Genomic DNA, 25,831 nt, shown 5'->3' on the forward strand with positions numbered 1-25,831 from the left:
GGATTTTGGACATGCCGACCGGAGCTGTTGACGAGCGTAATTTCCGTAAGATTTTGCGACGCAATGTCGCCGCACCCGTGGTACTTGGTCTTTTTGGCATTTTGCTGTTCGTTTCTTTGATTGCTTACCTTCTCGATCAGATTGACTGGGTTGAGCACACGGATCGTGTAATCAACAATGCCCATGAGACACAGAAACTCGCCGTGGACATGGAGAGTGGTGTTCGAGGGTATCTGCTTAGCGGTGACGACCGTTACCTCGACACCTATGAGGTTGCCCGAGTTCGTGTTCCTGGGAATATCAAGGCGCTTCAGGCTCTGGTGTCGGATAACGTTACGCAGGTTGATCGGCTGCAGCGCATTGGTGCTCTGCATGCGGCTTGGGCAGATCGGGCGCAGCGGATCATTGATCTAAGACGCAGCAATGGCGATGTCGAAAGTATCTTGCGAATGGGGAAAGGTAAGCAGCTGGGTGATGAGATGCGTTCTGAGTTCAGCGACCTGATCGCTATGGAGCAGGGGCTGAGGATCCAGCGGACTGAATCAGTGCATCGCACCACGGTCGTTACAATCAGCACGTTCATTCTATTCACTTTGGCCGCAAACCTTATTCTTGCCTATCTCGGTCGTAGAGAGCTGACACGACTCTCCACCTCGTATACGTCTATCGTGGATGCCCAAAATCGAAGTAAAGCCATACTGGCGCATGACGCTTGGCTCAAAGAGGGACAGAGCCAGCTTGCGCAGCGCGTGCTAGGCGAGCTATCTGTCGATTCTGTTGGAAAAAATGTTCTTGAATTCTTTGCCGAATACCTAGGAGCCGTGGTCGCTGCAGTTTATGTCCGGCAGCCGTATGGCGATTTTGTTCGCGTGGCGAACTTTGGGTTTTCGCGTGAGCATGCCTTGATGGGCCAAGTATTCGAGCTAGGGGAGAGCTTGGTCGGAAAAGCTGCTGAGCAAAACCAGGTCGTCGCGCTGAGTGACCTTCCACCGGATTACCTAAAAGTGAACTCCGGCCTAGGCGATGGCCAGCCCACGAGCATACTGATCGCGCCGGTAGCCAACGATGATGGAATCAACGGCGTCATCGAGCTGGGTTTCCTGAGATCTTTAGAACCTAAAGACGCGGAGCTGCTGAAGCTGGTGACGCATGATGTTGGGGTAGCATTGGAGTCTGCCCGGTACCGACAGCGGATTCAGGAAATCCTTGAGGAGACGCAGCAGCTGAACGAAGAGCTTCAGGTGCAACAGGAAGAATTGCGTACTTCTAATGAAGAACTGGAACAGCAGTCCCATGTGCTCCGGGAATCCCAAGCCAGCCTGGAGGTTCAGCAAGTTGAACTGGAGCAGACAAACGAGCAATTAAGCCACCAAGGGCAGGAGCTGGCCCGTCAACGCGACAGCCTAGATAGGAAGAACGAGGAGCTCCAGCTGGCTCAGTCGGAGCTTGAAGTGCGAGCCCAGGAGCTGCAGCGTGCGAGCAGATACAAATCCGAGTTCCTTGCAAACATGTCTCACGAGTTGCGCACACCGCTTAATAGTTCGCTGATCCTGTCCAAGCTGCTGGCCGACAACGCTGGTGACAATCTCACGGCAGAACAAATCAAATTTGCTGAGTCGATCTACTCGGCAGGTAACGACCTGTTGCATCTGATCAACGACATCCTTGACATCGCGAAGGTCGAAGCGGGCCGATTTGATTTGTTTCCCAGCGAAATTAGCACCCCTCGCTTGGTCGAAGGGCTGAACGCTACATTTCAACCGCTCGCGGCCCAGAAAGCGCTCCAGTTGTCTGTAGAGGTGCAGGAAGGTGTGCCCTCTTACATATATACGGATCAGCAGCGCCTTGAGCAGATACTGAAAAACTTGTTGGCCAATGCAATCAAGTTTACCGAACGTGGCCGTGTGGAAATGACGGTTTCGTCCCAACCAGGCGGTGGGGTCGTATTCGCTATTTCCGATACAGGTATTGGGATTGCAGCTGAGCAGATTGAGCACATTTTCGAGGCGTTCCACCAGGGTGATGGTTCGATAAACCGGCGTTTTGGGGGCACCGGACTGGGCTTATCCATTTCCCGTCAGTTAGCGGAGCTGCTAGGTGGAAGGATCAGCGTGACCAGCGTTTTGGGCAAGGGGAGCGTTTTCACCTTGACGATTCCGGAGCGGTTCGACGGCGGACTTCTCCCGGCCATAGCCGAGCCTGCTGTTCCGCCAGCGCTTTCATTGCCGCCGGTACCGGTATTGTCATTGCCGGTCGATACAAGTGCTGCGCTTGATTCCATTCCTACCTTTGCAGACGATCGCCGACAGGCGCCATTCAACCAGCGTGTGATCTTGGTTGTAGAAGACGATGTGCGGTTTGCCCAGGTTCTATTTGATCTTGCGCATGAGCAAGGGTATCAATGTCTCGTGGCCCATCGTGCAGACGAAGGTGTCGAACTTGCGTCGAGATTCATCCCAGATGCTGTCCTGCTGGATATGCGTTTGCCTGATCATTCCGGGCTTACGGTGTTGCAGCGTCTCAAGGAAAACTCCGACACCCGGCATATTCCAGTGCACGTGATATCTGTTGAAGAGCGGCAGGAAACTGCCCTGCAGCTTGGGGCCGTGGGTTATGCAATCAAGCCGACAACGTTGGCCGAACTTCAGGATATTTTCGCGAGCTTGGAGTCGAGATTCGCGCAAAAGGTCAAGCGTGTGCTTCTGGTTGAAGATGATGCTCGGCAACGCGAGAGCGTGGTGAGATTGATCGGTGATGACGATACTGAAATCAGTGCGGTGGAGTCGGGGGAAGATGCGCTTGTTCTTCTGCGCAATGAAGCTTTTGACTGCGTGATCATCGACCTTGCCCTGCCGGACATGACGGGCAACGAGCTGCTCAAGCGCATGGCCGCAGAGCAATTGCCGTCCTCGCCGCCGGTGATTGTTTACACCGGACGTTCTTTGACTCGAGAGGAGGAAGCAGAACTGCTCCGCTACTCCCATACCATCATCATCAAAGGGGCACGCTCTCCCGAACGATTACTGGATGAAGTGACCTTGTTCCTGCACAAGGTGGAAAAAAAACTTTCCAGCGAACGGCAGACGATGCTGATGGCCGCACGCAACCGCGAAAGGGCGTTCGAAGGCCGAACAATATTGGTGGTGGACGATGATGTTCGAAACATCTTCGCATTGACCAGCGCGCTCGAGCATAAAGGGGCCGTGATTGTGGTCGCTCGCAACGGCATTGAAGCACTTGAGCGTCTTGAGAGTACAGAACATGTCGATCTGGTACTGATGGATATCATGATGCCGGAGATGGATGGCTACGAAGCTACCCGACGGATTCGGCAAAACCCGGCTCGGCGAAAACTGCCGATCATCGCTGTCACCGCCAAGGCGATGAAAGACGACCAAGACCGCTGTTTGGCGGCCGGCGCCAATGATTACCTCGCGAAACCTATTGAGCTTGAGCGATTATTTTCACTGATCCGAGTGTGGATGCCCAAAATCTAAGAGACGTAAGTGTGCCGCAGGCAGCTTCAACATCCATTGAGCTGCCCGACTCTTTCCATAGCTACCTCTGGCTAGGCCCAGATAAGAGGACCGGCTAGCTCCATTGTACCGGTCAATATAAGCGGTCTAGATTCAGCATGACTGTGAGGAAATGCCAAGATGATAACGACCTCATGAAATCCCGTTCAGTGGTACCGATGAGATTGACACCCCTGGCACTTAGCTACGCTCTGATTGCTTTCATTGGCCTGGTCTGCCTGTCACTGATTGCTGCCACAGGCTGGCAGGTGCACAAATCCAGGGGCGAGCGTAGCGTCGCGGCTAGTACTGCGGTTTCCAACATTGTCCGTGCCGCTGAGCAGCAAGCTCAAGATACGGTGAGCCAGGTAGACAACACGTTACGAGACCTTGTCGAACGGGCTGAGCATGATGGTACTGGCGGCCAGCAACGACAAAGGTTGATCCGGCTGATGGCTCAGGCGGTGTTGCACACCCAGGGAATCCAAGGTCTGTTCATCTACGATGCGCAAGGGAACTGGGTCGCCAACTCGTTTGGCGAAGATGGTAGAAGCAGAAACAACAGTGATCGGGCCTATTTCGTTTATCACCAAAATACCGTTGCAGAGAAAATCCACATAGGCTCAATTGTTGTAAGCAGAAGCACCGGCGATTTAGTCATCCCTATAAGCCGGCGTATCAATGGAGCAGACGGTAGCTTTGCCGGCGTGGCACTTGCTACCGTGCCCGTTGCCTATTTCCAGAGTTTTTTTGAAAGCATGGAAGTGGATGACAAAGGCGTCATATTTCTTGCGTTAGACAATGGAGATCTGCTGGCCCGCCGACCTACGCTAGCTACGTTAATGACTACTAATATCTCCAAGGGAGACATTTTCAGCCGATATTTGCCACACGCTAATAGCGGCACAGCGGTCCTCACATCGGTGGTAGACGGCATTGAGCGTATTTATGCCTACCGTCGATTGGCTGAATTTCCCTTGGTGGCGGCGGCTGGTATTTCTTGCCAGAGCGTATTTGCCCCCTGGTGGGCGTATGTAATCCAGTCTTTTGGCGTGATCGGCTTGTTGATCGTCATTTTAGGATCGTTGGGAAGTCTGTTGTACCGGCAAGTGAAGCAACTGATCGCTGCAGAGGAGAGGCTCAGAGCTGCCAGCCACGAGCTCGAAGTCATGTCCTTAACAGATGGCTTAACGCAGCTGGCGAATCGAAGGTGCTTCGATATGGCCGTCAAGAAAGAATGGTCACGCTCCGCGCGCAGCCAATCCGCTTTAGCGATCGTTTTGATGGACATAGACTGGTTCAAGCAATTCAACGACCACTACGGTCATCTGGACGGCGATGAGTGCTTGAGAGAAGTGGCACGCCTCATCAGTTTCAATGTGAACAGAGCCGGCGATCTTGCGGCGCGATTTGGCGGTGAGGAATTTGTAGTGCTGTTGCCCGGAACCGACCTTGCGGGTGGGCTTAGCATTGCTGATAAGGTCAGGGCAAGTATTAACGACACATGCCTGGTGCACGCGGCGAGCCCGATGGGACACGTCACAATAAGTGCGGGGGTTGTTGCGATACAACCGGACGCTCAAGGTACTGTCGAGGCCGCTTTGGCTGAGGCAGACCGACTTCTTTACAGTGCCAAAGCGAAAGGACGTAACTGTATACAAGGGCGATTTATTTCCAGCGAGCATGCCCAAGGCCTGTACCAAAGCTCAAAGGATAAAACCCCGACAAATTAAGAAAATGGGTATCGGATATCTTGAGCGCAGGCTGACGGCATCCTTGAACGACCCCTGATTGCGGATCTGATGGACATACCGAGCTGGTCGGTCTCATAGCCCCGATTTCTCCTGGCGATGCTGCCAGCAAGCTGCGTAAGCCCTCGCCGGCTGAGGGACTGGAGTAGAAATTTGAGGCTTTGACGCTATTAACGCGCATGTCGAAATATAGCAGTGGGATGTTCGAGTGCAGCAATGAGTTCGGTGTAAAGGGGGCCAGGTCTCTGACGGCAGGCCCATTTCCCATGCACGTGCCGCTCGACGGTGAATACGCCTGGTGCGGGGTAGGGGAACGCTAGTGGATGCATGGATCGAATCCACTCCACCCCACTCTCACTGATCTCCAGAATGTAAGCGGTCCCAAGGATGTGAATACCCTTTCCTAAAGCGGATCGGCTTATTTGCATCGGTGGGATTGGTTTCCAGAGTGCTGCGGACGCTTTCGTTAGCTCTGCGCAGCCACGCGCGGCCGACGTCGCAACTAATTCAGCCAGGTATGCCTAGCGCTCCTTTGATCAGTGAAGCGAACGTTTCGATGACATCCTTCGCGTCATGTTTGCCCCGCAGCAGAGCTGCACTGAGGGCTTCGCCTGCTCCGACTAGTCCGATGCAGCGACGCTCCAGTTCTTGGGTTGTCAGTGAAACTATAGGCTGGAGCACCGCTACGAACATCTGCACGCAGTTATCCAGCAGCGTCTGATACACGTCTGCCTTGTCCTCGCTGCCAGCCAGTGCTGCGCCCAGCGCGTGGAACTCGTCGGTATTGTCTGCAGCACAACATATATAGGCGTCTGCCAGCATGAGGACAGTGTTCTCAGGGCTGTGCCGCGAACTGGCCATTAATTGGCGAAAAGCTTCAACCCGCTCGGTGTCGATCCATTGGTAAAGCTCGATCAGCAACGTCGAGCGCGTGCCGAAGTGGTCATACACCACTGGTTTTGATACCCCTGCACGTAGAGCCAAATGACCTAGGGTCAAACGGTCTGCATTTTCATCGCGGACGATTGCGCGAGCTGTCTCTAGCAACTGTCGCCGCCGGTCGGCTTTAGACAGGCGTCTGCCTGATGACGAAACAGTGGTTTGTTGAGTGTTTTCTTGCACAGGATGAGTCCGAAATTATCATACCTACCAATGGTAGGTTGTGGGTGAGCTTTTATGATAGCTTACCTACTAACAGTAGGTTTTATCCTGAATAGCAAAGGAGTACACATCATGTTTGTCGATCCTGTTCTGCTTCTCGGTGGCTCCGGCGCCATTGGTCATCAGACGGCGCGTGCATTGCGCACACTCTATCCGGATGTTCCTTTATTGATAGGGGGACGCAATCTGGCGAGAGCACAAGAGGCTGCACAGCGGATTGGCAATGCCAAAGGAGTGCTGATCGACCCCGCAGCAGATGACCTTGGCCTTGGAGAGCATAGAGTTAGCGCCGTCGTGTTTTTTTATAAGGACCACACACTTGCCGGTCTTCGCTACGCCCAGAGCCATAAGCTACCTTACCTAAGCATTTCCTCGGGCGTATTCGAAATCGCACCAGAGATCGCCACCTTCATGCACCTCCCGAACGCCTCGCCCATGGTACTGGGCTATGAATGGCTAGTCGGTGCAACTACCGTGTCAACTCTGTACCTCGCCAAGGCCTTCAGCCGCGTGCAGGCCATTCGCATTCATGCGTTGGTCGACGAGCAAGACACTGGCGGCCCGACAGTTGCCGCCGATTTTGAACACCTGAACCGTATGTTGCCTGCCGCTATGACGCGACGGAGCGGGGCCTACATGTGGCGTGAAGGCGAGGGAGCCAAGGCCGTTTTCAACGCGGTGGACGGTACGCTAATCAACGCCACCGGTTTTTCTTCTATTGACGTTGCGGGGCTTGCGACCGCGACAGGAGCGCCAGACGTCGAGTTCAATTTAGGCACCGGCGTCAGCTCGAGCCGCCGCCAGGGCGGACCGATGTCGACCGAGATCATTCTCGAACTCGAAGGCGAAAGCCATCAAAGCGAGTCATTGTGCACACGTCACGCGGTGATCCATCCAGCCGGTGCGGCTGCCTTGACGGGGCTGAGTGTCGCGTTGCTGCTCGAGCGGCTGCTTGGCCTGGATGGGCAGGCGCCGACGACGGCAGGTCTTTACTTCCCTTACCAGTTGGTCAATTTCAGCCGTTTCGTCCAATGCTTGGAGCGGGAAGGGGGTGAGTTGCGCGAGCTATCAGTAAGATAACGCGATAAGTCCAGGGCATCATCGACCAATCACCGGGTCGGTGATGCTAGCTGAAATGAGAGCAGGGCGGGCCCACAGACTCACCATGTCATCCAGTTTACGATGCCTAGTTGGCTTGTATCAGAACGTATCCTTCACGTCGCTAACAAACTCCGCATACAAAATCCGGGCATCCCGACACGATTGGGATACACCACAGCGTTGAAATGAATGCGCCGCTTTTGCGGGTTTATTCACCACCTCTCACTGTGCAATGACCGGAGAAATCTAGTGTCTCATTTCAATATCCAAAAACCTCATGGCATCTTCGGCGCAGTGCTTGCTGTTGCCGCATCGCTTTCCGCTGTCGCAGGCGCGGCATGGGCTCAGGAGGCACCGGCTGCAAAGAGCTGGCAGACCGGGCTGCATCGCACGGACCTCTTGAAGCGCGATCTCGGCGTGTCCGACCGGGAAGTGATTCAGGTTCGCGTGGACTTCGACCCCGGTGTAGCAGCCCCAAAGCATTCTCACCCAGGAGTGGAGGTGGCCTACGTCATCAGTGGCACCTTCCAGTATCAGATCGAAGGGCAGCCGACCGTGACACTCAACGCAGGTGACTCCTTGTATATTCCAGAAGGCAAGGCACATATTGCTACAAACATCGGTACTACGACCGGTTCGGAGCTGGCGACTTACATTGTCAAGAAGGATGAACCGCTGGTTAAATTGCAAAAATAGATTAATGGCTGGCCGTCAATCTTTATACGACCAATCACGCATGTAAAAGTCAAAAGAGGTGTGGGTCCCAATACGGTTCGCATCTGACAGGGTGAAGTCGCTCGTTTTCCCAGCTATGGATTTTTGATCCTCTGCATACGCGTTTGATGGTGGCACGTCCCTAGTCCGCGCATCCATGATGCAACGATGGTCTGGTATGAGCCTCCGGAATTAGGCGGAGCTCCTCTGGGTCTTCGGTCTGCCGGCCTCTAACTATGCAACTGGGAAGAGGTAAGGGATGAAACGACTCCATCTTGGATAATCTAGCGACCCACTCGCTGTAATAGTCGCAAACACATATGCAGCTAACAGCAGAAGGCCAACAGCGTTGGCCTTCTATGCAAGTCGCATGATTTAGCAGGTGGTTCATCGCGAGTGACGAGCGATCATTAACGTCACTCAGGCTTGCACCCCATCCGTGAAAAAATCTCCTCCTTCGATGTGATAGACCTGCGGTTCCTCCGAAAAAAACTCCTCGAGATTGAGCATGAATAAGCGATGGTCTTCGCTCGCCTCGAAGCCTGGCGTGTGATCCTCATACGAAGCCCAGCGCACGATCAGATTGAAGCGCTCAGGGTTTTCAATCCCTGGTGAGAGCAAATGTCCGCCATAACCCTTGGCGCGAGTGAGCAAAGGTGCGACGTTGGCAAAAGCCTGTTTAAAAGCTTCAGTACGATCTTTGTGAATGGGGAGCAGGGCGATTTCGTAAACCATGGTCTTTCCTCGAAAAAGTTGGAACAGCTGCTGCAAAGACGGTTATGGGATCAGCGATGGCTCGACTGCGATCACGATTTTGCCGCGCAGGCCATTTTTGGGTGTCTCCAGCCGTGCATGGGCGAGCCCGAGGTCAGCGAGCGAGTAGACGGCGCCGATGTGCGGGCGTAGTTGGCCGCGGTCAATCAATGCGCTCAGCTCATCCAGTTTTCCGCGGTTCTGCCGAGTGAAGACAAAGTGATAAGTGGCGTTTTTGCCCCAGGCTTGAATCAGGTTTTGTGGCTTTGCAATATCGACAATCGACACTACGCGGCCTAGCTGAGCGAGCACGTCCGGGCTACGCGTCAGGGTGTCGCCGCCGATGGTGTCGAACACCACATCCACCCCATGGCCATCGGTTTCACGCATGATGGCTTCGACGTAGTCCTCTTTTTCGAAGTCGATGAGTACGTCGGCTCCCATGTCTTGCGCAAACTCAAAGTCGGTATCACGCACGGTGGTAAACACCCGAGCACCTAGGGCTTTGGCTACCTGGATCGCCACATGACCGACGCCACCTGCGCCGCCGTGGATCAGAACGCTTTCTCCCGATTTCAGGCCTGCACGTGCCGTCAGCACCTCCCACACCGTTCCGCCAACCAAGGTCAGACTAGCGGCCTCCAGGTGACTCAATGACGCTGGTTTCTTTCCGACAATGCTTTCGTCCGCAACGTGATATTCGGCGTAGCTGCCTGGACCGTTGAAGATTTGCGGGGTGTACCAGACCTCGTCCCCAGGAGCGAAATTCTCGACACCTGATCCGACTTCCTCGACAACCCCTGACACGTCATGGCCGGTGATGGCTGGCAGTGGCACATAGTCGACGTAGTCACCGCGCCGAACCTGGTAATCCAATGGGTTGATGGAGGTGGCATGAACCCGCACCAGTATTTGTCCCGCGCCAGGAATCGGCTTGGTCACTTCAGTCAGTTCAAACGAATCCGGGCCACCAAACGCATTAAGTACCATCGCTTTCATAACGGCTCCAATATCTATAAATTGGGATATCGAGGTATTTCGATATCGTTGAATAAAAAATTACAGCTCTTTCTGCACTACTTCAGCCAAGGCTTTGATAGCGGCTTCATTGCGCTTGTAATAGGTCCACTGTCCAATGCGCCTGACTTCAACCAATCCAACTCGCTGCAGAGTTGCAAGGTAGCCAGATACCGTAGACTGCGACAAACCGACGCCTTCCTGGATGCTGCTGACGCAAACGCCCACTGTAAGAACGTCACCCTCATCTTGCGGAGGAAAACTGTTAACAGGATCCTTCAGGCCTTTCAAAATCTGAAGGCGCGTGGGATTGGAGAGGGCTTTGAACACTTCGATCATTTCCATAACGTCAGGATATCTATATTTAGCGATATGTCAATGCGAGAAGGAATTTTAACCTCGCGATTCGCCATTTTTTTCAGCAAGCTTTCGACCCAATGGTGTGCGTTCAAAGCCGTCGGAAGCTAACGTCTGGCCTGATTGGGTAGATTCATGGCCCTGGTGCGCGGACCGATTCTTCCCTTTCAGGCGATTTTCCTGCAGGCGGTCACTGCCGCCTTCGGCCAAAGCTTGACCTTGCAAAATACGATCGAAATCGTCAGTTGCAACAGCCTGTTTGAACACAGAATGATGAGCCACCACCGACGAAGCAGTTTGGTAGGGAGCTTGCGAAGCAGCAGCGCTACCTGCCAGAAGGGATATCGACAAGCCAAACAGCAATTGAATTATCATGGTTTCTTCTCGTATCGTTTATATTAGATATCGCTATATCTCGATATAACAGAATGGATCCTGGAGCGCTACATCTCCTTGCACCAGACGATCATCGCCTGATTGTGCTCGGAATACCCCAGCGACTATGCGTCAGGCTTGAGCAAGTTCAGCATCAATACTGACAGCTAAGAGGGACCGGATGGCTTGGCCATCTCGGCAATCCCATGACTCGATAATATCTAGAATTAGCGATATGTAAATATGAGCTTCACTTTTTTTTTCGACGAAAGCTTGGTCTCGCACATCACGCTATGCAGCTGATGCAGTGGCGCGAGACTCATGATGGTGGCTATGCCGAAGCAGTAGGACGGTGTAATCGAGACCAAGTGCAAGGATTGAAAGGACATTGGATTGGGCAGATCGCAGTAGAGGCTGATGACTTGTTCCGTCTGAGGGTCGCTGCAGTCATTTCGATAGGGATGATGAGGTGTGAAAGATTTGAATGAAAATTCAGATGTGGCGGCAAGATCGGAGAGAAGCAGAGCACCTTGGTATGAGAATCGGATGCAGGCGGTCTGGCATCCGATTTCAACGAACCCTGCCTTGGCTGGAATACTCACGTGAGCAGTTTTACGTCAATGCAGCGAGGCTTTTGTTCTGCGTGTTAGCCGATGGAAAATCACTCGATCGGTAAAAATGATGAGTTTAATTTCTTAGTTTGGACGTGATGCGAGCAATGGCCTCTCCGCTGCAGTAAGGGTTAATACTGCGCAATTTTTTGGTGTTCACGCTAGAACCTTGTTTTCAGCCAGCCCGCAGGTGTCTGTCTGGATCGACCAGAGAGATCCAGCTAGTCGATCTCCCGGAACGGTGTCGTAGGCCGCCGATGTCACGAACAGGATGCTCAAATCCGACCCGCCGAAAGTACAGGTGGTCGGATTGGCGGTGGGGAGTTCGATGAAGCGGTCCAGTTGACCGTCTGGTGCAATACGCGCGATGCCGTGGCCGCCATACCGGCAGTTCCACAGGTAGCCGTCGCGGTCAATTGCTGAACCGTCGGGTAGACCGCGCTCGTAACCGGCAAAAAAAGGCGTACTGGTTCCGGTGATATCGCCTCTGGCAGCATCATAGTCATACGCGCGAATTTCGTTTTTCAGGGTATCGGCGAAATAGAAGAGGCTGCCGTCTGGGCTCCAGCACAATGTGTTGGAAATCTCGATATCGCGCAATCTGGCGTTCGCCCTACCCGAGGCGTCGACGCGATACAGCACTCCGGGTGAACCGCCGCCAAGCATGCTGGCGCCTTGGGCATCAACGTTGTTGAACATCGACCCTACCCAGAAATTGCCCTGCGGATCGGCGCGGCCATCGTTGAGACGTGCCGCCGGTGACTCCGGTAATACAAAGCCATGCTCAGCGCGCTCATCGGATGCGGGCCACCACCAGATAAGGCGGGAAGCGAGAGATACCAGCATGCGGCTGTCGTCGTGCGTCAGCGCCAATGCCGTGACGGGTTCCGAAAAGGTCCAGGTCTTAAGTGCCAGCGCGGGGTAGTCTAGCCGATGGATCAAGAATCGATTGATGTCCACCCAATAAATGGCGTTTTCAGTGGCGGACCAGACGGCCCCTTCGCCACAGCGATCACCGACTACCGCGATGCACTTAGGGATTGAGTGTTTCATATCGCATTCCTTGCCCTGACAGGGATGAGGGGTGAGTGGGTCAAGCATTCAGGCGCAGCAAAAAGTACGGTACAACCACCTTGCGTCATGAGGTCATGCGCTGTCGTACCGTGTGGTCTTTCCCGGATTGAGCACCACCGGCAGTTGAATGGTCTGCAGTGCGAAGGTACCGGACTCGAGACGTTCAAGAATGGCCAGAGCTGCACTGCGGCCTATCGCATTGGCGTTGGAGGTTACCGTGGTGAGCAGCGGTGTGACGTAGTTGCGAAAGGAAAAATCGTTGTAGCCGGTGACCTGAGTCTGGCTGGGGACAGAGATGCCCATTTCATCCAGGGCACGCAGCACAGCGACGGCGATCTGGTCGTTGGCGCCAATGATGGCGTGGGGCAGGGGAGCCCCGCTCAGGTATTGGGTGACGACAGCCATGGTGCCGAAGAGGTCCTGCTCGTCACACAGCACCTTGGTGAGCGAACAGCGGTCTGTCAGCGCCGAATGGATACCTTTTTCACGACGTTCGATGGCCGGCCAGTCGCGGGACGGGGCCACGAACAGAAATTCACTGGCACCACCATCGATCAGGTGCTGAGTCAGACGTCGGCCGCCTTCGAAGTCGTTCTGGAACACTGAGCAGATGTCGTCCAGGGAGGCATCGAGGGATTCCTGGATCACAATGACGGGCAGGTTGCTGTCACTCAGCATCGAATAGACCTGCTCGCGCATATTCTTGGGGCCCGAAGCAATGACCACGAAGGCATCGACGCCGATCGGCCGTTTGAGCAGTTTTTCCAGGTCACCCAAGGTTCGGCACCCGGTCACGGTTAGTCCGTACCCGGGGTCGACCAGCGTGGTGCTCAAGCCGGTGGCGACCTGAGTGGTGAAGGGGTCGGCGAGGAAGTTGGGGTCGGGGTCGACAATGACCAGGCCGATGGCGAACTCGCGGTTGTATTTGAGGCTGATGCCGCGTCGTTGTGGCTGGTATTTCAACTGCTTGATGGCAGCCTCGATACGTTCCATGGCTTGCGGACCGACTTCGCCTTTTCGCCCGTTGACCACGTACGAAACGGCAGCGGCAGAGACCCCGGCCAGCTTGGCGACGTCGCGCAAAGAGGGCCGTTTCGAGGAAATCATCGTTCGTGTGTTCGTCATATTTGCCCCCTTGACGCTGCAAATTCTTAGGCGTAAAAATGAGGCCATCAGCGGCCTGCTGTTTTTTTTTCGTAGAGAAACTTATACGTTAAAGGAAATCAGCTCGCAACCGTCGGCAAAGGCCGGTAACGGCCACTCACAGTGCAGTGAGCCGGCGAATCGCTTGGATGAACCCCTGTTCCAGATCGTTATAGCGCTGATGCGTGCGGCGATATAAACGTGATTTAACTTAATCGTTAAAGTTGAGTAGTGATGAAAAAAAACTCCAACATCTCGAGCCACATGACGAAGAAGCTCCGGTCTCAGGAATGGTTCGACAATCCTGCTAACCCCGGCATGACCGCGATTTACCTAGAGCGCTACCTAAATTTCGGGCTGACGCGTTCGGAGCTGCAGTCGGGTAAACCCATCATCGGAATCGCGCAAACGGGGTCGGACCTATCGCCCTGCAATCGTCACCACATTGAACTGGCGAAGCGGGTGCGCGACGGCATCATCGCGGCCGGGGGCATTCCATTGGAGTTTCCGGTGCACCCGATTCAGGAAACCGGCAAGCGCCCTGGCGCGGCACTGGATCGTAACCTCGCGTACCTAGGGCTTGTCGAGTTGCTCTATGGTTATCCGTTGGACGGCGTGGTGCTGACCATCGGCTGCGACAAAACCACCCCAGCGATGCTGATGGGCGCAGCGACGGTAGACATTCCGGCCATCGCCCTGTCGGTCGGCCCGATGCTCAACGGTTGGCACCGCGGCGATCGTACCGGCTCCGGCACTATCGTATGGAAATCCCGGGAGCGGCTGTCGGCGGGTGAAATCGACTACGAGCAATTCATGCAGGCGGTGGAGTCGTCGGCAACCTCGCCGGGCGTCTGTAACACCATGGGCACGGCTACTACCATGAACTCGCTGGCCGAAGTGCTAGGCATGGAACTGCCGGGCGGGGCGGCCATACCGGCGGCCTACAGAGAACGTGGGCAAAACGCCTTTGAAACCGGCAAGCGTATTGTCGAAATGGTGCGCGAAGACCTGAAGCCGTCGCAGATCATGACCCGTCAGGCGTTCGAAAACGCCATCGTGGTCAACTCGGCCATCGGCGGCTCGACCAACGCGCCGATCCACTTGAACGCCATCGCCCGCCATGTCGGTGTCGAACTAAGCAATGACGATTGGCAACGTATCGGCTATGAGGTGCCGTTGCTGGTCAACCTGCAGCCGGTGGGCGAATACCTGGGCGAGGATTATTTCCGTGCCGGTGGCGTCCCGGCGGTCGTCGCCGAACTACTCAAGGCGGGCGCTCTGCCTTACCCCGATGCGCTGACGGTCAACGGCCGGAGCATCGGTGAGAACTGCGCCTCGGTCGAGAACTTCCTGCCGGACGTTATCCGCTCAATGGAAAACCCGATAAAGGCAAAATCCGGTTTCATCAACCTGCGCGGTAATCTGTTCGATAGCGCGATCATGAAAACCAGCGGGATTTCACGCGAGTTCCAAGATCGCTACCTGTCGAACCCCCATGACCCGAATGCGTTTGAAGGTATCGCTCAGGTGTTTGATGGTCCAGAGGACTATCACGCCCGTATCGACGACCCGGCGCTGGATCTGGGAGAGTCGACGATTCTGATCATGCGAGGCACCGGGCCTATCGGCTACCCGGGCGCCGCTGAGGTGGTGAACATGCAGCCGCCAGCTTATCTGTTGAAGCGCGGCATCCACACCTTGCCGTGCCTGGGTGATGGTCGCCAGTCGGGAACCTCCGGCTCGCCGTCAATCCTCAACGCGTCGCCCGAAGCGGCCGTTGGTGGCGCGCTGGCGCTGGTGAAGTCGGGCGACCTGATCCGGATCGACCTGAACACCGGTACTGCGGACGTGTTGCTCAGTGATGAACAACTGCAACTTCGCGCCGCTGAACTGGCTGCGGTAGGAGGCTATGTCTATCCGCAGAGCCAAACGCCGTGGCAGGAGATCCAGCGAGCTATGGTGGCTCAGCTGGACGAAGGGATGGTGTTGATCCCGGCGCTCAAGTACCAGCAGATTGCACGCACCAAAGGTATTCCACGCAACAACCATTGAGGTGAGCGAGTCGCCATACACCAAGAAAAAGAAACATCAGTATCAGATGATGAAGTTCAGTACCCGGTTAGAACAATAACAACACACACCCGAGCGGGCCTCCACAGCCCGGTCGTTAACGTTGATGGCTGCCATTGCTACATGTCTTGTCTGCGAGCTTCGCAGCCCAGCGAACGTACGAGGTATAACAATGAAAGACTTCAAGGATTCTCTGACGATTTCCCGACGCAATTTGCTCAAGGCAGGCGCTACGGTTGGGGCGGTGGCTCTATTGGGTGACATGGCTCCCCTTGCGTATGCTGCGGGTGAGCAGATCACCATCTTCACATGGGAGACCTATCACGACGATGACTGGATTCAGCAATGGACCTCGTGGCGGCGCAGGGGCGGAGGTGATGAAGGGGGCGCCCAGCGGAAAGCGGACGTGCAGACGCGGACGCGCGGATGACCGGGAGGTCATGGGCGGCCCGCTTTACCTCGCGTATCGCGAGGGGGGAGGTGTCAGGCGAGGGGGATCAGGCCGAAATATCGACCATCTGTGCTTCAGTGATGCGTTTGATCGCTTGAGGGGACTGATTGAAGGCCCGCAGGAAGGAGCGTCTCATGCGCTCGCGGTCACCGAATCCGCAGTCGCGGGCAATGATGTCGAGGGAGTATCGGCCTTCTTCCATCATGATCCGCGCCGCTTCGACGCGCATATGTTCAATGGCCTTGGCAGGAGACTGTCCGGTTTCATCGCGGAAAATCCGGCTGAATTGCCGAGGGCTCAGGTGAGCGACTCCGGCCAGTTCCTCGACCGACAATTCAGAGGCAAGGTTTTCCTTCGCATAGACCAGCGTGGTCTGGATGCGGTCGGTTTTGGGATCGAGCTCCAGTAGGGTCGAAAACTGTGACTGGCCCCCGGAGCGACGGTGGTGAACGACCATTTTCTTGGCCACGTTGCGAGCCAGTGTGGTGCCTAGATCCTTTTCCAGAATGGCCAGCGCGAGGTCTATGCCGGCGGTCATGCCTGCCGATGTCCATACGGCACCATCGATGACGAAAATCCGGTCTTCTTCCAGGTGAACGTCCGGAAAACTTGAGCGGAATTCGCGGGCGTGGGCCCAGTGGGTGGTGGCGCGACGTCCGTCCAGCAGGCCCGCCTGAGCGACGACGAACGCGCCGGTGCAGACCGCCGTAATGCGTTTGGTGGTGGTAACCGACGAGCGCAGGAAGTCCAGCAGTCCTGCGGAGACGTTGTCAGTTTGATTGTTGCCAATGACGATCAGCGTGTCGTAATGGGCGTCCTTGAACGACGTCGTTTCCATCCCGAACCCGAGGGAAGACCGAACGATGCCGCCGTGTTCGGACACCACTGCAAGGTCGTACGACGGGCCGTTCATGTCGTTCGCTGTTTCGAATACCGCCGATACAGCAAGCCCCAGCACCTGAAAGCCAGGGTAAATCACCAGTCCGACACGAATCATCGTTTGCGCTCCCGTCAGACACGTGACGTGTCGTAAAAGGTTGTATGGTCTAATTTCGGGTCATGTTCTCACAGTTTTTCATGCCGTGCTATCGGTGGCGCGATGCGATCAACGTGAATATCCAATGTTCCGGACTACGACTCAAAAGGATGGATATCTGTCATTGAAGACGCAATTTAGGCTCCTTATCATCGATCCAGCTTGAGCACTGCGCCGGTCTACGAGAGATGAAGAGATGCATGATTCCGTACATAGGGGCACCGCGCTGATTGCTGACGCTTCAGTGGGCATCGGTGCGCGTTATGCCTGTCGGCTCGCGGAGCGGGGCTACGACATCATTTTAGTCGCCCGTCACCGCGCACCACTGTACGAAATGGCTTCACAGCTGACGACCCGAACGGGCCGCAGCTTTGAGGTGGTCGAAGCAGACCTGGGGACGTCGGATGGGCTGGCTACGGTTGAAACAGTGTTGCGGACGGACTCCAGCATCACCCTGCTGGTCAACAACGTCAGCATCGATTACTCGACGCTAGCCCCAGTGATCGACTCGATCGCGCTGGAGCGCCTTATTGGCCTGAACATCACGGCAGTCGCCCGTCTCACTTGTGCGCTGGTTCCAAAGTTGGTGGCACGCCGGGGCGGCACGATCATTCAAGTCACGGACAACGTGAGTGATTCGCCGTTTTTACTGGGCAGTGTCTATGAGGGCATCAGGGCGTTTGTGCTGGCGTATTCACAGTCACTCAGGAAAGGACTGGTGGGCCAGGGCGTCAGGATTCAAACCGTGATGCCTGCCTCTGCCAGCGCGGGCACTGACATTGAGTCGACTCCTTATTCCGGGATCAGTACCTGTAACTGTTCCAAGGCCGATGCTTTTGTGAAAGCGGCATTGGCCGGACTGGATCGAAATGAATTCATGACCACGCCGGGAATGGAGGATTCGGATTGGGTCATTTCAATGGGTGCCGATGGGTTATACCGGTTTCTTCGCCGTTCAAGTTACCCCTGATAAGACGTTGTTACGTTAGTTGCATCGGCAACCGGTGCAGTGCAGTTCACAGTTAATCAAAAGAACTTCCCCTTTTAACTGCAAGGAGACGATCCGTCGTCCCTGTTAATCAGAGTGTGCGTATATGAACATTGGAGTGCCGGCTGAAATACGGCCGAATGAAATGCGGGTAGCCGCCACCCCCGATACGGTGAAGAAACTCGTCAATCTGGGGCATTCGCTGCGGGTCGAAAGTGGCGCGGGCGCTGCGGCGCACTTTCCAGACAGTGCCTATGCCGCAGCGGGGGCGACCCTCGTTGAGGCCGATGCCGCGTTCGGCGCGCAAACAGTATTGAAAGTGCATTCGCCAGAAGACGATGAACTGCGCCTGATGAAACCCGGCACTGTCGTCATCGGCATGCTCGACCCCTTCAACGCCTCCAACATGCGCGCGCTGGCTGACGCCGGGTTGACTGTCTTCTCGCTGGAAGCCGCGCCTCATACGACGCGGGCCCAAAGTATGGATGTGCTTTCCTCGCAGGCCAATATCGCCGGTTACAAGGCGACGCTGGTAGCCATGAGCATGTATCAGCGTTTCGTGCCGATGTTGATGACGGCCGTCGGGACCGTCAAGGCTGCCAGAATCCTCATATTGGGCGCTGGAGTGGCAGGTTTGCAGGCGATTGCCACCGCCAAACGCTTGGAGGCCGTGGTCGAAGCTTCGGACGTCCGGCCTGCGGCGAAAGAACAGATTGAGTCGCTGGGCGCCAAGTTTCTAGACGTGCCTTACGAAACGGACGAGGAGAGAGAAGCGGCTGTGGGTGTCGGCGGTTATGCACGGCCCATGCCGGGCTCCTGGCTGGAGCGTCAATCGGCACTGGTGCATCAGCGCGCCATTCAGGCCGACATCATCATCTCTACGGCGCTGATTCCAGGTCGCACCGCACCGACGTTGATTCATGAGCACACCGTTGAAAAGATGAAGCCGGGTTCGATCATTGTCGATTTGGCCGCGGGGCGAGGGGCGCAGTACCAGGGCCGCGCTGGTGGCAACTGCCCACTGACGGAAGCCGACAAAGTGGTCGTTCGCCATGGCGTCCGCCTGGTAGGGCACACCAACTTTGCGTCCATGTTGGCAACAGACGCTTCCGAATTGTATGCCCGCAACCTCCTTAACTTCCTGGCATTGATTACAGACCCGGATGCCACTGTTTCTATTGATCCGGCTGACCCTATCGTCGCGGCGACGCTGTTTGCCCGTGATGGTCAGGTGTTGCGGACCCTTTAATCACTTAACGAGTAATGCATTATGGAAATCGTCAATCACGGCATCATTAATCTGATCATTTTTTTACTCGCCATTTATGTGGGCTACCACGTTGTCTGGAATGTCACCCCGGCATTTCATACCCCGCTAATGGCGGTTACAAATGCCATTTCCGCCATTGTCATTGTTGGAGCGATGTTGGCTGTTGGTCTTACTTCGACCAGGTTTGGACAGTTGTTTGGGGCGCTCGGGGTTCTGCTCGCGTCTATCAACGTCTTCGGCGGCTTTCTGGTTACCCGCCGGATGTTGGAAATGTTCAAGAAAAAAGCCCCCGCACTTCAGATCCCTCGTGAAAAGGCGCCACGGTCATGAGTCCGAATATTGTTACTTTGCTCTATCTCATTGCCTCGGTGTGTTTCATTCAAGCGTTGAAAGGCCTGTCCAATCCTAAAACAGCGCTCATCGGCAACGCATTCGGCATGGCCGGGATGACCATAGCTGTGCTCACCACGCTGGCCATGATTCGCTTTCAGGCCATGACAGAGGGGAGCGGTGATATCCAGGTGGGCTTGGGCCGGTCGGTGTTGTCTCTGGTTGTGGGCGGCGGTATCGGTGCGGTGCTGTCCGCTCGGGTGGAAATGACCAAAATGCCTGAGCTGGTGGCGGGCATGCATTCGCTGATCGGTCTGGCGGCGGTGTGTATCGCTTATGCCGTGGTGTCCGAACCGAGCGTATTCGGATCGAGCGAAGCGGGCGTCGGCATTCCTCGGGGCAACCGGGTCGAGTTGTTCCTCGGCGCGTTTGTCGGGGCCGTCACCTTCACCGGCTCGATCATCGCGTTCGGCAAGCTCTCCGGTCGCTACAACTTCCGGCTGTTCAAAGGCGCTCCGGTTCGCTTCCCGTTTCAGCACACCTTCAACCTGATCGTGGCGTTGATCGCACTGGCTTTGGGCCTCACGTTTGTCGTAACCCAGGCCTGGCTGCCGTTCGTGCTGATGACGTTCGCGGCCCTGGCGTTGGGCCTGCTCATCATCATCCCTATTGGCGGCGCTGACATGCCCGTCGTGGTGTCGATGCTCAACTCTTATTCGGGTTGGGCGGCAGCGGGCATCGGCTTCTCGTTGAACAACCCGATGCTGATCATCGCCGGTTCGCTGGTGGGGTCTTCAGGAGCGATCTTGTCCTACATTATGTGCAAGGCCATGAATCGCTCGTTCCTGAACGTGCTGCTGGGCGGCTTCGGTAACACGGCCGGTGGCGGTGCTGCCGATGTCGAGCAGGCCGAGCGTCCCGTGAAATCGGGCTCGGCAGAAGACGCCGCGTTCATGTTGAGCAATGCCCAGAGTGTGGTGATCGTGCCGGGTTACGGCCTCGCAGTGGCGCGTGCTCAGCACTCGCTTAAAGAGTTGACCGCGTTGCTGACGGCCAAGGGAGTGGACGTTCGCTATGCCATTCACCCGGTGGCAGGACGCATGCCCGGCCACATGAACGTGCTGCTGGCCGAGGCCGAAGTGCCCTACGAGCAGGTGCACTAGATGGAAGAAATCAACATGGAGTTCGGACAGACCGACGTCGTGCTCGTGCTGGGGGCCAACGACGTGGTGAACCCGGCAGCCAAGAATGACCCGAGTTCGCCGATCTCCGGCATGCCGATTCTGGAGGCGTACAAAGCGCGCACCATCATCGTCAACAAGCGTTCGATGGCGGCCGGGTATGCCGGTCTGGATAACGATCTGTTCTATCTGGACAAAACCCTGATGGTGTTCGGCGATGGGAAGAAAGTGATCGAAGACATGACCAAGGCTGTGGACTGAAACGACAACCCCGGAGCATTCAGATGACTCTGTTAAGACACATCCTGTTGACCCCGATCGCGACGTTGACCATCTGCGAAGCAGTCCAGGCGGCGCTGCCTGTTCAGCACATCGATTTCGACAAAATCAGCTTCACCACAACGCAGCTCGCACCAAATGTATACGCGCTGACCGGTTCGCCGGGAATGGACCCGTCTCATCCCGATGCTGCAGGTGGCCGAGTAGGCGTGCTGGTCGGTCCTCAGGGCGTGCTAATGGTCGATGCGTCCTACGCCCAGCTCTCCAATAAGCTGCTCGCCACGATCAAGGCGATCAGCCCAGAGCCAGTTCGGTACCTGGTCAACACGCACTTGCACCGGGATCACACCGGCGGCCGCGGCAACATTGTCAAGGCGGGCGCGTTGCTTTTCGCGCGTGAAGAAGAACGCAACGAGTTGTCCGAACAGTTCGCATCCGCGACGGATGGGGCGTCGCAGGAAAGTCTCGCGAGATTGCCTACCGTGACGTACGGCGCAGGCGCTCCAGTCAAGATACGCATGAACGGAGAAGTTATCGACCTGATTATTGTGCGACCCGCCCACACGGGGGGCGACACAATCGTTCGGTTCGAGAATGCCAACGTCATTATGACGGGCGACTTCTTCCGCAACTACGGGTACCCCTACATCGACGTCGAGAATGGCGGGACCGTGGAAGGCATGCTTGAAGCGCTGGATCAGACCGCCGAGCTGGCGGGGCCGGACACGCTTCTGGTGCCGGGCCATGGCACTGTCTATCACCGCTCCGACATTGTTGCCTACCGCGAAATGATCGTGGCGGTGGAAGAGCGCATCAGGCGTCTGATCGCAGCCGGAAACAGTCGCGCAGACGTAATCGCTGCCAAAGTGACGGCCCCTTACAACAGCAAGATCCCTGGTGGTCTTGACCACCAGCCGGATGGCACCGGGACCAGTGCAGACCGCTTTGTGGCGCAAGTGTTCGACCAGTTGCAGCGAGGCCGCTGAGGCATTCCACCCGCCACTGAAGGGTTACAAGCAGAAGAGGGCGCATTCATTCGCGCCCTCTTTTTTTGTGCGTGCGGCCCATGTGGCGCGCGCTTTTTCAGCCGCCAAAACACCTCTTTTCGGTCAATAGTGACGTTGTCCTAAAACGTTGGATATCTGACATTTAAGCTTTTCAGGGTAAGCCGTACTCTTTCTCTACCGACTCTTTCGGCCCAACAAACTTCTGGAGAACCACCATGAGCACTTCATCTAAAGGCACCGCACTGATCACTGGCGCTTCCGCAGGTATCGGCGCCATTTACGCTGATCGTCTGATCAAGCGCGGCTATGACCTGATTCTGGTTGCACGCAACGAAAAACTTCTGAAAGAAGTGGCAGCCAAAATCGCAGTACCGGGTCGCACCATCACTACCCTGGCAGCCGATCTGGCCAACAAGGATTCGCTCAAGCAGGTCGAGAAAGTCCTGCGTGAAGACGCCAGCATCACGCTTCTGGTCAACAACGCCGGTGTCGGTTCCGTCGCTTCGATTCTGAAAGACAACGCTGACGAAATGGACGCGATGATCGCCTTGAACATCACTGCGCTCACCCGCCTGACCTATGCAGTGGCACCGGCTTTCGTCGCTCGCGGCACAGGCACCATCGTTAACATTTCCTCGGTGGTCGGCATCGCCGTCGAAATGCTCAACGGCGTCTACAGCGCTTCGAAATCCTACGTACTGAGCTTCGGTCACACACTGCAACGTGACCTGGCCGACAAAGGCGTTCGCATCCAGAGCGTATTGCCAGGCGCTACCGCCACTGATTTCTGGGACGTTGCCGGTTACGCGCCGCAGAAGGAAGGTGCCAACACCATGCGTGCCTCCGACCTGGTTGACGCCGCGCTGGCCGGTCTGGATCAAGGCGAGTTGGTCACCATTCCCGGCCTGCAAGATGCTGATGCTCAGGATTGGACTCAGTGGGAAGAAGGTCGCCGCGCGATCTCGAAAAAATTCAGCAACGCAAAACCTGGGGCTCGTTACGGCGTTTAGTCCCACCGCCTCTTCGTTCGCGAAACCGGGGGGGGAGGCCACCCAGTTGGCCCACCCTTCGGCACCGAGCCATCCTTGGCTCCTTCGGGAGCAGATCGACAGTCAGTCCTCTCAAGGCGCCGACCTTTTCGGCGCCGAGGATTCGTTCACTCAAAAATCGGAGTTTGCAATGGCTTATCAAACGATCAACCCGACCACCAACCACCTGGTCAAAACCTGGCCGAACCACACCGATGCGCAGGTCGAAGACGCCCTGGCGTCCGCGCACCGTCTGTACAAATCGCAATGGTCAAAAGGCTCCATCCAGCCCCGCCTGGCGGTGCTGCGCAAGCTGGCCGACCTGATCGATGCGCGCAATGAAGAGCTGGCCCGAATCATCACCCTGGAGATGGGCAAGCTGATCGGCGAAAGCCGTGGCGAGCTGCAGGTCGTGGCACAGATCGCACGGTTCTATGCCGACAACGCAGAGCGCTTCCTGGCCCCGGTGAGCATCCAGACCAACCAAGGCGATGCGTGGATCGAACATCACCCTATCGGCGTCCTGGTTGCCGTCGAACCCTGGAACTTCCCGTTCTATCAACTGATGCGTGTACTGGCCCCTAACATGGCCGCAGGCAACCCGATCGTTGCCAAGCACGCGAGTATAGTTCCGCATTGCGCCAGTGTCTTCGAAGCACTGGTGACTGAAGCGGGCGCACCGAAAGGCGCCTGGACCAACCTGTTTGTCACGGCTGACCAGATCGGCACGCTGATCGCCGACCCTCGGGTTCAGGGCGCGGCCATGACCGGTTCGGAAGGCGCAGGGAGTGTGATTGCCGCCCAAGCGGGCAAATACCTGAAGAAGTCCACCCTCGAAATGGGAGGCAACGACGTGTTCGTGGTGCTGGAAGACAGCGACTTGGACAAGGCGGTCGAGGTCGGTACGTTCTCGCGTATGCACGTTGCCGGTCAGGAGTGCATCGGTGCCAAGCGCTTCGTCGTCCGCGAAGAAGTGGCTGACGCGTTCCTGAGTAAACTCACCGCTGCCTTCAAGGCCGTGAAGATCGGAGACCCGCTGGACGAAACCACCACCCTCGGCCCACTGTCGTCGGCTGGCGCCCGTGATGGTCTGATCAAACAGGTCAAGGCCGCTGTCAGCAACGGCGCAACCCTGCAATACGGTGCCGGTGTGGTGGATCTGCCAGGTCACTTCTTCGAGCCTGCGATCCTGACAAATGTCACCCGCGACAACCCAGCGTATTTTGAAGAGTTCTTCGGTCCAGTCGCTCAGGTCTACGTCGTCAAGACCGACGACGAGATCGTCGAATTGGCCAACGACTCCAACTACGGCCTGTCGGGCGTGGTCTTCTCGAAGAACATCGAACGCGCCAAGTCGCTGGCTTCGCGCATCGAGACCGGCGCCGTTTGGATCAACACCTTCTCAAGCACTGCACCTGAGTTGCCTTTTGGTGGTGTTAAACGCTCCGGTTATGGCCGCGAACTTTCCGAGTTGGGCATCAAAGAGTTCGTCAACCAGAAACTGGTGCTTGTCGCCAAAGCTTGATTCTCTTGAGTACTCCCGCGGCGTGTGGATCTACGCCCCGCTGGATGATTACCTTACGCAGGCACTCCCTGATCAAGGGTGCTGGCGTCATCTTTTTCATCGCATCAAACCGGAGAACGGACATGACCGCTATCGCAGTGTTGGGATTGGGAGCCATGGGATCACGCATGGCCGCGAATCTGCTCAAGGCAGGACACGCCGTTACGGTCTGGAACCGCAGCCCTGACGCCGCCGACGCACTCGTCGCCACAGGGGCCACTTTGGCGGCGACGCCACGGGAAGCTGCGCAGGGCGCTTCGATCGTTCTGAGCATGGTTCGCGACGACATCGCATCGAACAGCGTCTGGCTCGATCCGCAATATGGCGCGTTCGGTGGCATGTTGTCTGACAGCCTTGCCATCGAGTGCTCGACGCTCTCGCCGCGCTGGATCAAAGCCTTGGGCGAAGCCGCGAACGAAGCCGGCATCCGCCTCATCGATGCGCCGGTCTCCGGTTCGCGTCCGCAGGCAGAGGCCGCGCAGTTGGTGTTCTTGGTCGGCGGGGATGAGGCAGATGTGGCGTTTGCCCGAGACGTGCTCAGCAACATGGGATCGTCGATTCAGCACGTCGGCCCGTTGGGGGCAGGTACGCTGGTCAAGTTGACGACCAACGCCATGCTCGGCGTTCAGGTGACGGCGTTGGCCGAGCTGTTCGGCATTCTGGCCAAGAGTGGCGTGAACCTTAAGGTTGCGTTTGATGCCGTGGGGGCCACGGCGGTTTCCAGCGTCGCCGCTCAGCGCAGTGTGGGCTTGATGCTCGTGGGCACATTCGAGCCGCAGTTTCCGGTGGCGCTAATCGAGAAAGACTTACGTTATCTGGTGAACGCGGCGGGGAGTCCGGCCGCTGCGCCGACTATCGACGCTGCCCGTAAAGTCTTCGGCACCGGCATCGATCAGGGCTTTGGCGAGCAAAACATGACCAGTGTGGTTCAGGTGTTCGCAGCCGACTTTCCCTTCGGGCAGTAAAGCGATTGACATCCGGTTAAGCGCCATATGTTTCGACCGTACAAGACGGCCGCTGTCAGCCCGCTTGCTTGTCGAGATTGGTCTCATCGC

General features: G+C 56.4%; 21 protein-coding genes and 1 pseudogene. 14 read left to right on the forward strand and 8 right to left on the reverse strand.

The annotated features are described in order from the left end of the window. Positions 1-11 precede the first annotated feature (11 nt). Together AC07V9_RS03920 and AC07V9_RS03925 are read left to right on the forward strand one after the other, a co-directional pair. The gene (locus AC07V9_RS03920; RefSeq protein ID WP_495014383.1) at positions 12-3,497 is read left to right on the forward strand and encodes a response regulator; all 3,486 of its coding nucleotides are present in this window, start codon (positions 12-14) and stop codon (positions 3,495-3,497) included. Between the two features lie 173 nt (positions 3,498-3,670). Next, positions 3,671-5,248, forward strand: a complete 1,578-nt coding sequence (locus AC07V9_RS03925; RefSeq protein WP_495014384.1) for a sensor domain-containing diguanylate cyclase — start codon at positions 3,671-3,673, stop codon at positions 5,246-5,248. A 525-nt stretch (positions 5,249-5,773) separates the two neighbouring features. Here AC07V9_RS03925 and AC07V9_RS03930 read toward each other — a convergent pair. Continuing rightward, positions 5,774-6,388 carry a TetR/AcrR family transcriptional regulator gene (locus AC07V9_RS03930; RefSeq protein WP_495014385.1) on the reverse strand — a complete coding sequence of 205 codons (615 nt, stop codon included), beginning with the start codon at positions 6,386-6,388 and terminating at the stop codon, positions 5,774-5,776. A gap of 111 nt (positions 6,389-6,499) precedes the next feature. On the opposite strand from AC07V9_RS03930, the gene AC07V9_RS03935 reads away from it, so the two are divergent. Both AC07V9_RS03935 and AC07V9_RS03940 read left to right on the forward strand, forming a co-directional pair. Next, positions 6,500-7,507 (forward strand): NAD(P)-dependent oxidoreductase, encoded by a 1,008-nt coding sequence (locus AC07V9_RS03935; protein ID WP_495014386.1) that lies wholly within the window; start codon positions 6,500-6,502, stop codon positions 7,505-7,507. Between the two features lie 270 nt (positions 7,508-7,777). Further along, positions 7,778-8,224, forward strand: a complete 447-nt coding sequence (locus AC07V9_RS03940; protein ID WP_495014387.1) for a cupin domain-containing protein — start codon at positions 7,778-7,780, stop codon at positions 8,222-8,224. A gap of 438 nt (positions 8,225-8,662) precedes the next feature. Here AC07V9_RS03940 and AC07V9_RS03945 read toward each other — a convergent pair whose 3' ends face one another. The 6 genes from AC07V9_RS03945 to AC07V9_RS03970 all read right to left on the reverse strand — a co-directional run bounded on the left by AC07V9_RS03945 (position 8,663) and on the right by AC07V9_RS03970 (position 13,554). Beyond that, entirely contained in the window at positions 8,663-8,977 is a 315-nt protein-coding gene (locus AC07V9_RS03945; protein ID WP_495014388.1) for an antibiotic biosynthesis monooxygenase family protein, read from the reverse strand. Between the two features lie 42 nt (positions 8,978-9,019). Continuing rightward, positions 9,020-9,994 (reverse strand): zinc-dependent alcohol dehydrogenase family protein, encoded by a 975-nt coding sequence (locus tag AC07V9_RS03950; RefSeq protein WP_495014389.1) that lies wholly within the window; start codon positions 9,992-9,994, stop codon positions 9,020-9,022. A 60-nt stretch (positions 9,995-10,054) separates the two neighbouring features. Beyond that, complete coding sequence (locus AC07V9_RS03955) at positions 10,055-10,357, reverse strand: ArsR/SmtB family transcription factor (protein WP_495014390.1); 303 nt, start codon at positions 10,355-10,357, stop codon at positions 10,055-10,057. 48 nt (positions 10,358-10,405) lie between these two features. Continuing rightward, positions 10,406-10,744, reverse strand: coding sequence for a hypothetical protein (locus AC07V9_RS03960; protein ID WP_495014391.1), 339 nt, complete (start codon positions 10,742-10,744; stop codon positions 10,406-10,408). Between the two features lie 767 nt (positions 10,745-11,511). Beyond that, entirely contained in the window at positions 11,512-12,408 is an 897-nt protein-coding gene (locus AC07V9_RS03965; protein ID WP_495014392.1) for an SMP-30/gluconolactonase/LRE family protein, read from the reverse strand. A 93-nt stretch (positions 12,409-12,501) separates the two neighbouring features. Next, positions 12,502-13,554 carry a LacI family DNA-binding transcriptional regulator gene (locus AC07V9_RS03970; RefSeq protein WP_495014393.1) on the reverse strand — a complete coding sequence of 351 codons (1,053 nt, stop codon included), beginning with the start codon at positions 13,552-13,554 and terminating at the stop codon, positions 12,502-12,504. Positions 13,555-13,824: 270 nt separating this feature from the next. Between AC07V9_RS03970 and AC07V9_RS03975 the strand changes: the two genes are divergently transcribed. Both AC07V9_RS03975 and AC07V9_RS03980 read left to right on the forward strand, forming a co-directional pair. After that, positions 13,825-15,624, forward strand: a complete 1,800-nt coding sequence (locus AC07V9_RS03975; RefSeq protein WP_495014576.1) for an IlvD/Edd family dehydratase — start codon at positions 13,825-13,827, stop codon at positions 15,622-15,624. 190 nt (positions 15,625-15,814) lie between these two features. Further along, a complete protein-coding gene (locus AC07V9_RS03980) occupies positions 15,815-16,072 on the forward strand; it encodes a twin-arginine translocation signal domain-containing protein (RefSeq protein ID WP_495014394.1) in 258 nt (85 codons plus the stop codon). Between the two features lie 67 nt (positions 16,073-16,139). Here the strand turns inward: AC07V9_RS03980 and AC07V9_RS03985 are convergent, their stop codons facing one another. After that, positions 16,140-17,090, reverse strand: a complete 951-nt coding sequence (locus AC07V9_RS03985) for a GlxA family transcriptional regulator (RefSeq protein WP_495014395.1) — start codon at positions 17,088-17,090, stop codon at positions 16,140-16,142. Between the two features lie 235 nt (positions 17,091-17,325). Between AC07V9_RS03985 and AC07V9_RS03990 the strand changes: the two genes are divergently transcribed. From AC07V9_RS03990 to AC07V9_RS04025, 8 genes and pseudogenes are all read left to right on the forward strand, one after another. Then, positions 17,326-18,099 carry an SDR family NAD(P)-dependent oxidoreductase gene (locus AC07V9_RS03990; protein WP_495014396.1) on the forward strand — a complete coding sequence of 258 codons (774 nt, stop codon included), beginning with the start codon at positions 17,326-17,328 and terminating at the stop codon, positions 18,097-18,099. Between the two features lie 124 nt (positions 18,100-18,223). After that, positions 18,224-19,366: an NAD(P) transhydrogenase subunit alpha gene (locus tag AC07V9_RS03995; protein WP_495014397.1), complete on the forward strand. Its 1,143-nt coding sequence runs from the start codon at positions 18,224-18,226 to the stop codon at positions 19,364-19,366. Between the two features lie 21 nt (positions 19,367-19,387). After that, complete coding sequence (locus AC07V9_RS04000) at positions 19,388-19,717, forward strand: NAD(P) transhydrogenase subunit alpha part 2 (protein WP_495014398.1); 330 nt, start codon at positions 19,388-19,390, stop codon at positions 19,715-19,717. Then, positions 19,714-21,159: pseudogene (locus AC07V9_RS04005) on the forward strand (NAD(P)(+) transhydrogenase (Re/Si-specific) subunit beta). Before AC07V9_RS04000 ends, AC07V9_RS04005 begins: the two are co-directional and overlap by 4 nt. 23 nt (positions 21,160-21,182) lie before the next feature. Further along, on the forward strand, positions 21,183-22,163 hold the full coding sequence (locus tag AC07V9_RS04010) for an MBL fold metallo-hydrolase (RefSeq protein ID WP_495014399.1): 981 nt from the start codon (positions 21,183-21,185) through the stop codon (positions 22,161-22,163). Between the two features lie 236 nt (positions 22,164-22,399). Then, the gene (locus AC07V9_RS04015; RefSeq protein WP_495014400.1) at positions 22,400-23,194 is read left to right on the forward strand and encodes an SDR family NAD(P)-dependent oxidoreductase; all 795 of its coding nucleotides are present in this window, start codon (positions 22,400-22,402) and stop codon (positions 23,192-23,194) included. Positions 23,195-23,363: 169 nt separating this feature from the next. Continuing rightward, positions 23,364-24,737: an NAD-dependent succinate-semialdehyde dehydrogenase gene (locus AC07V9_RS04020; protein ID WP_495014401.1), complete on the forward strand. Its 1,374-nt coding sequence runs from the start codon at positions 23,364-23,366 to the stop codon at positions 24,735-24,737. A 122-nt stretch (positions 24,738-24,859) separates the two neighbouring features. Then, positions 24,860-25,741 (forward strand): NAD(P)-dependent oxidoreductase, encoded by an 882-nt coding sequence (locus tag AC07V9_RS04025; RefSeq protein ID WP_495014402.1) that lies wholly within the window; start codon positions 24,860-24,862, stop codon positions 25,739-25,741. The last annotated feature ends 90 nt before the right edge of the window (positions 25,742-25,831 follow it).

The sequence above is a fragment of the Pseudomonas sp. GW821-FHT02A11 genome, from assembly GCF_059421985.1.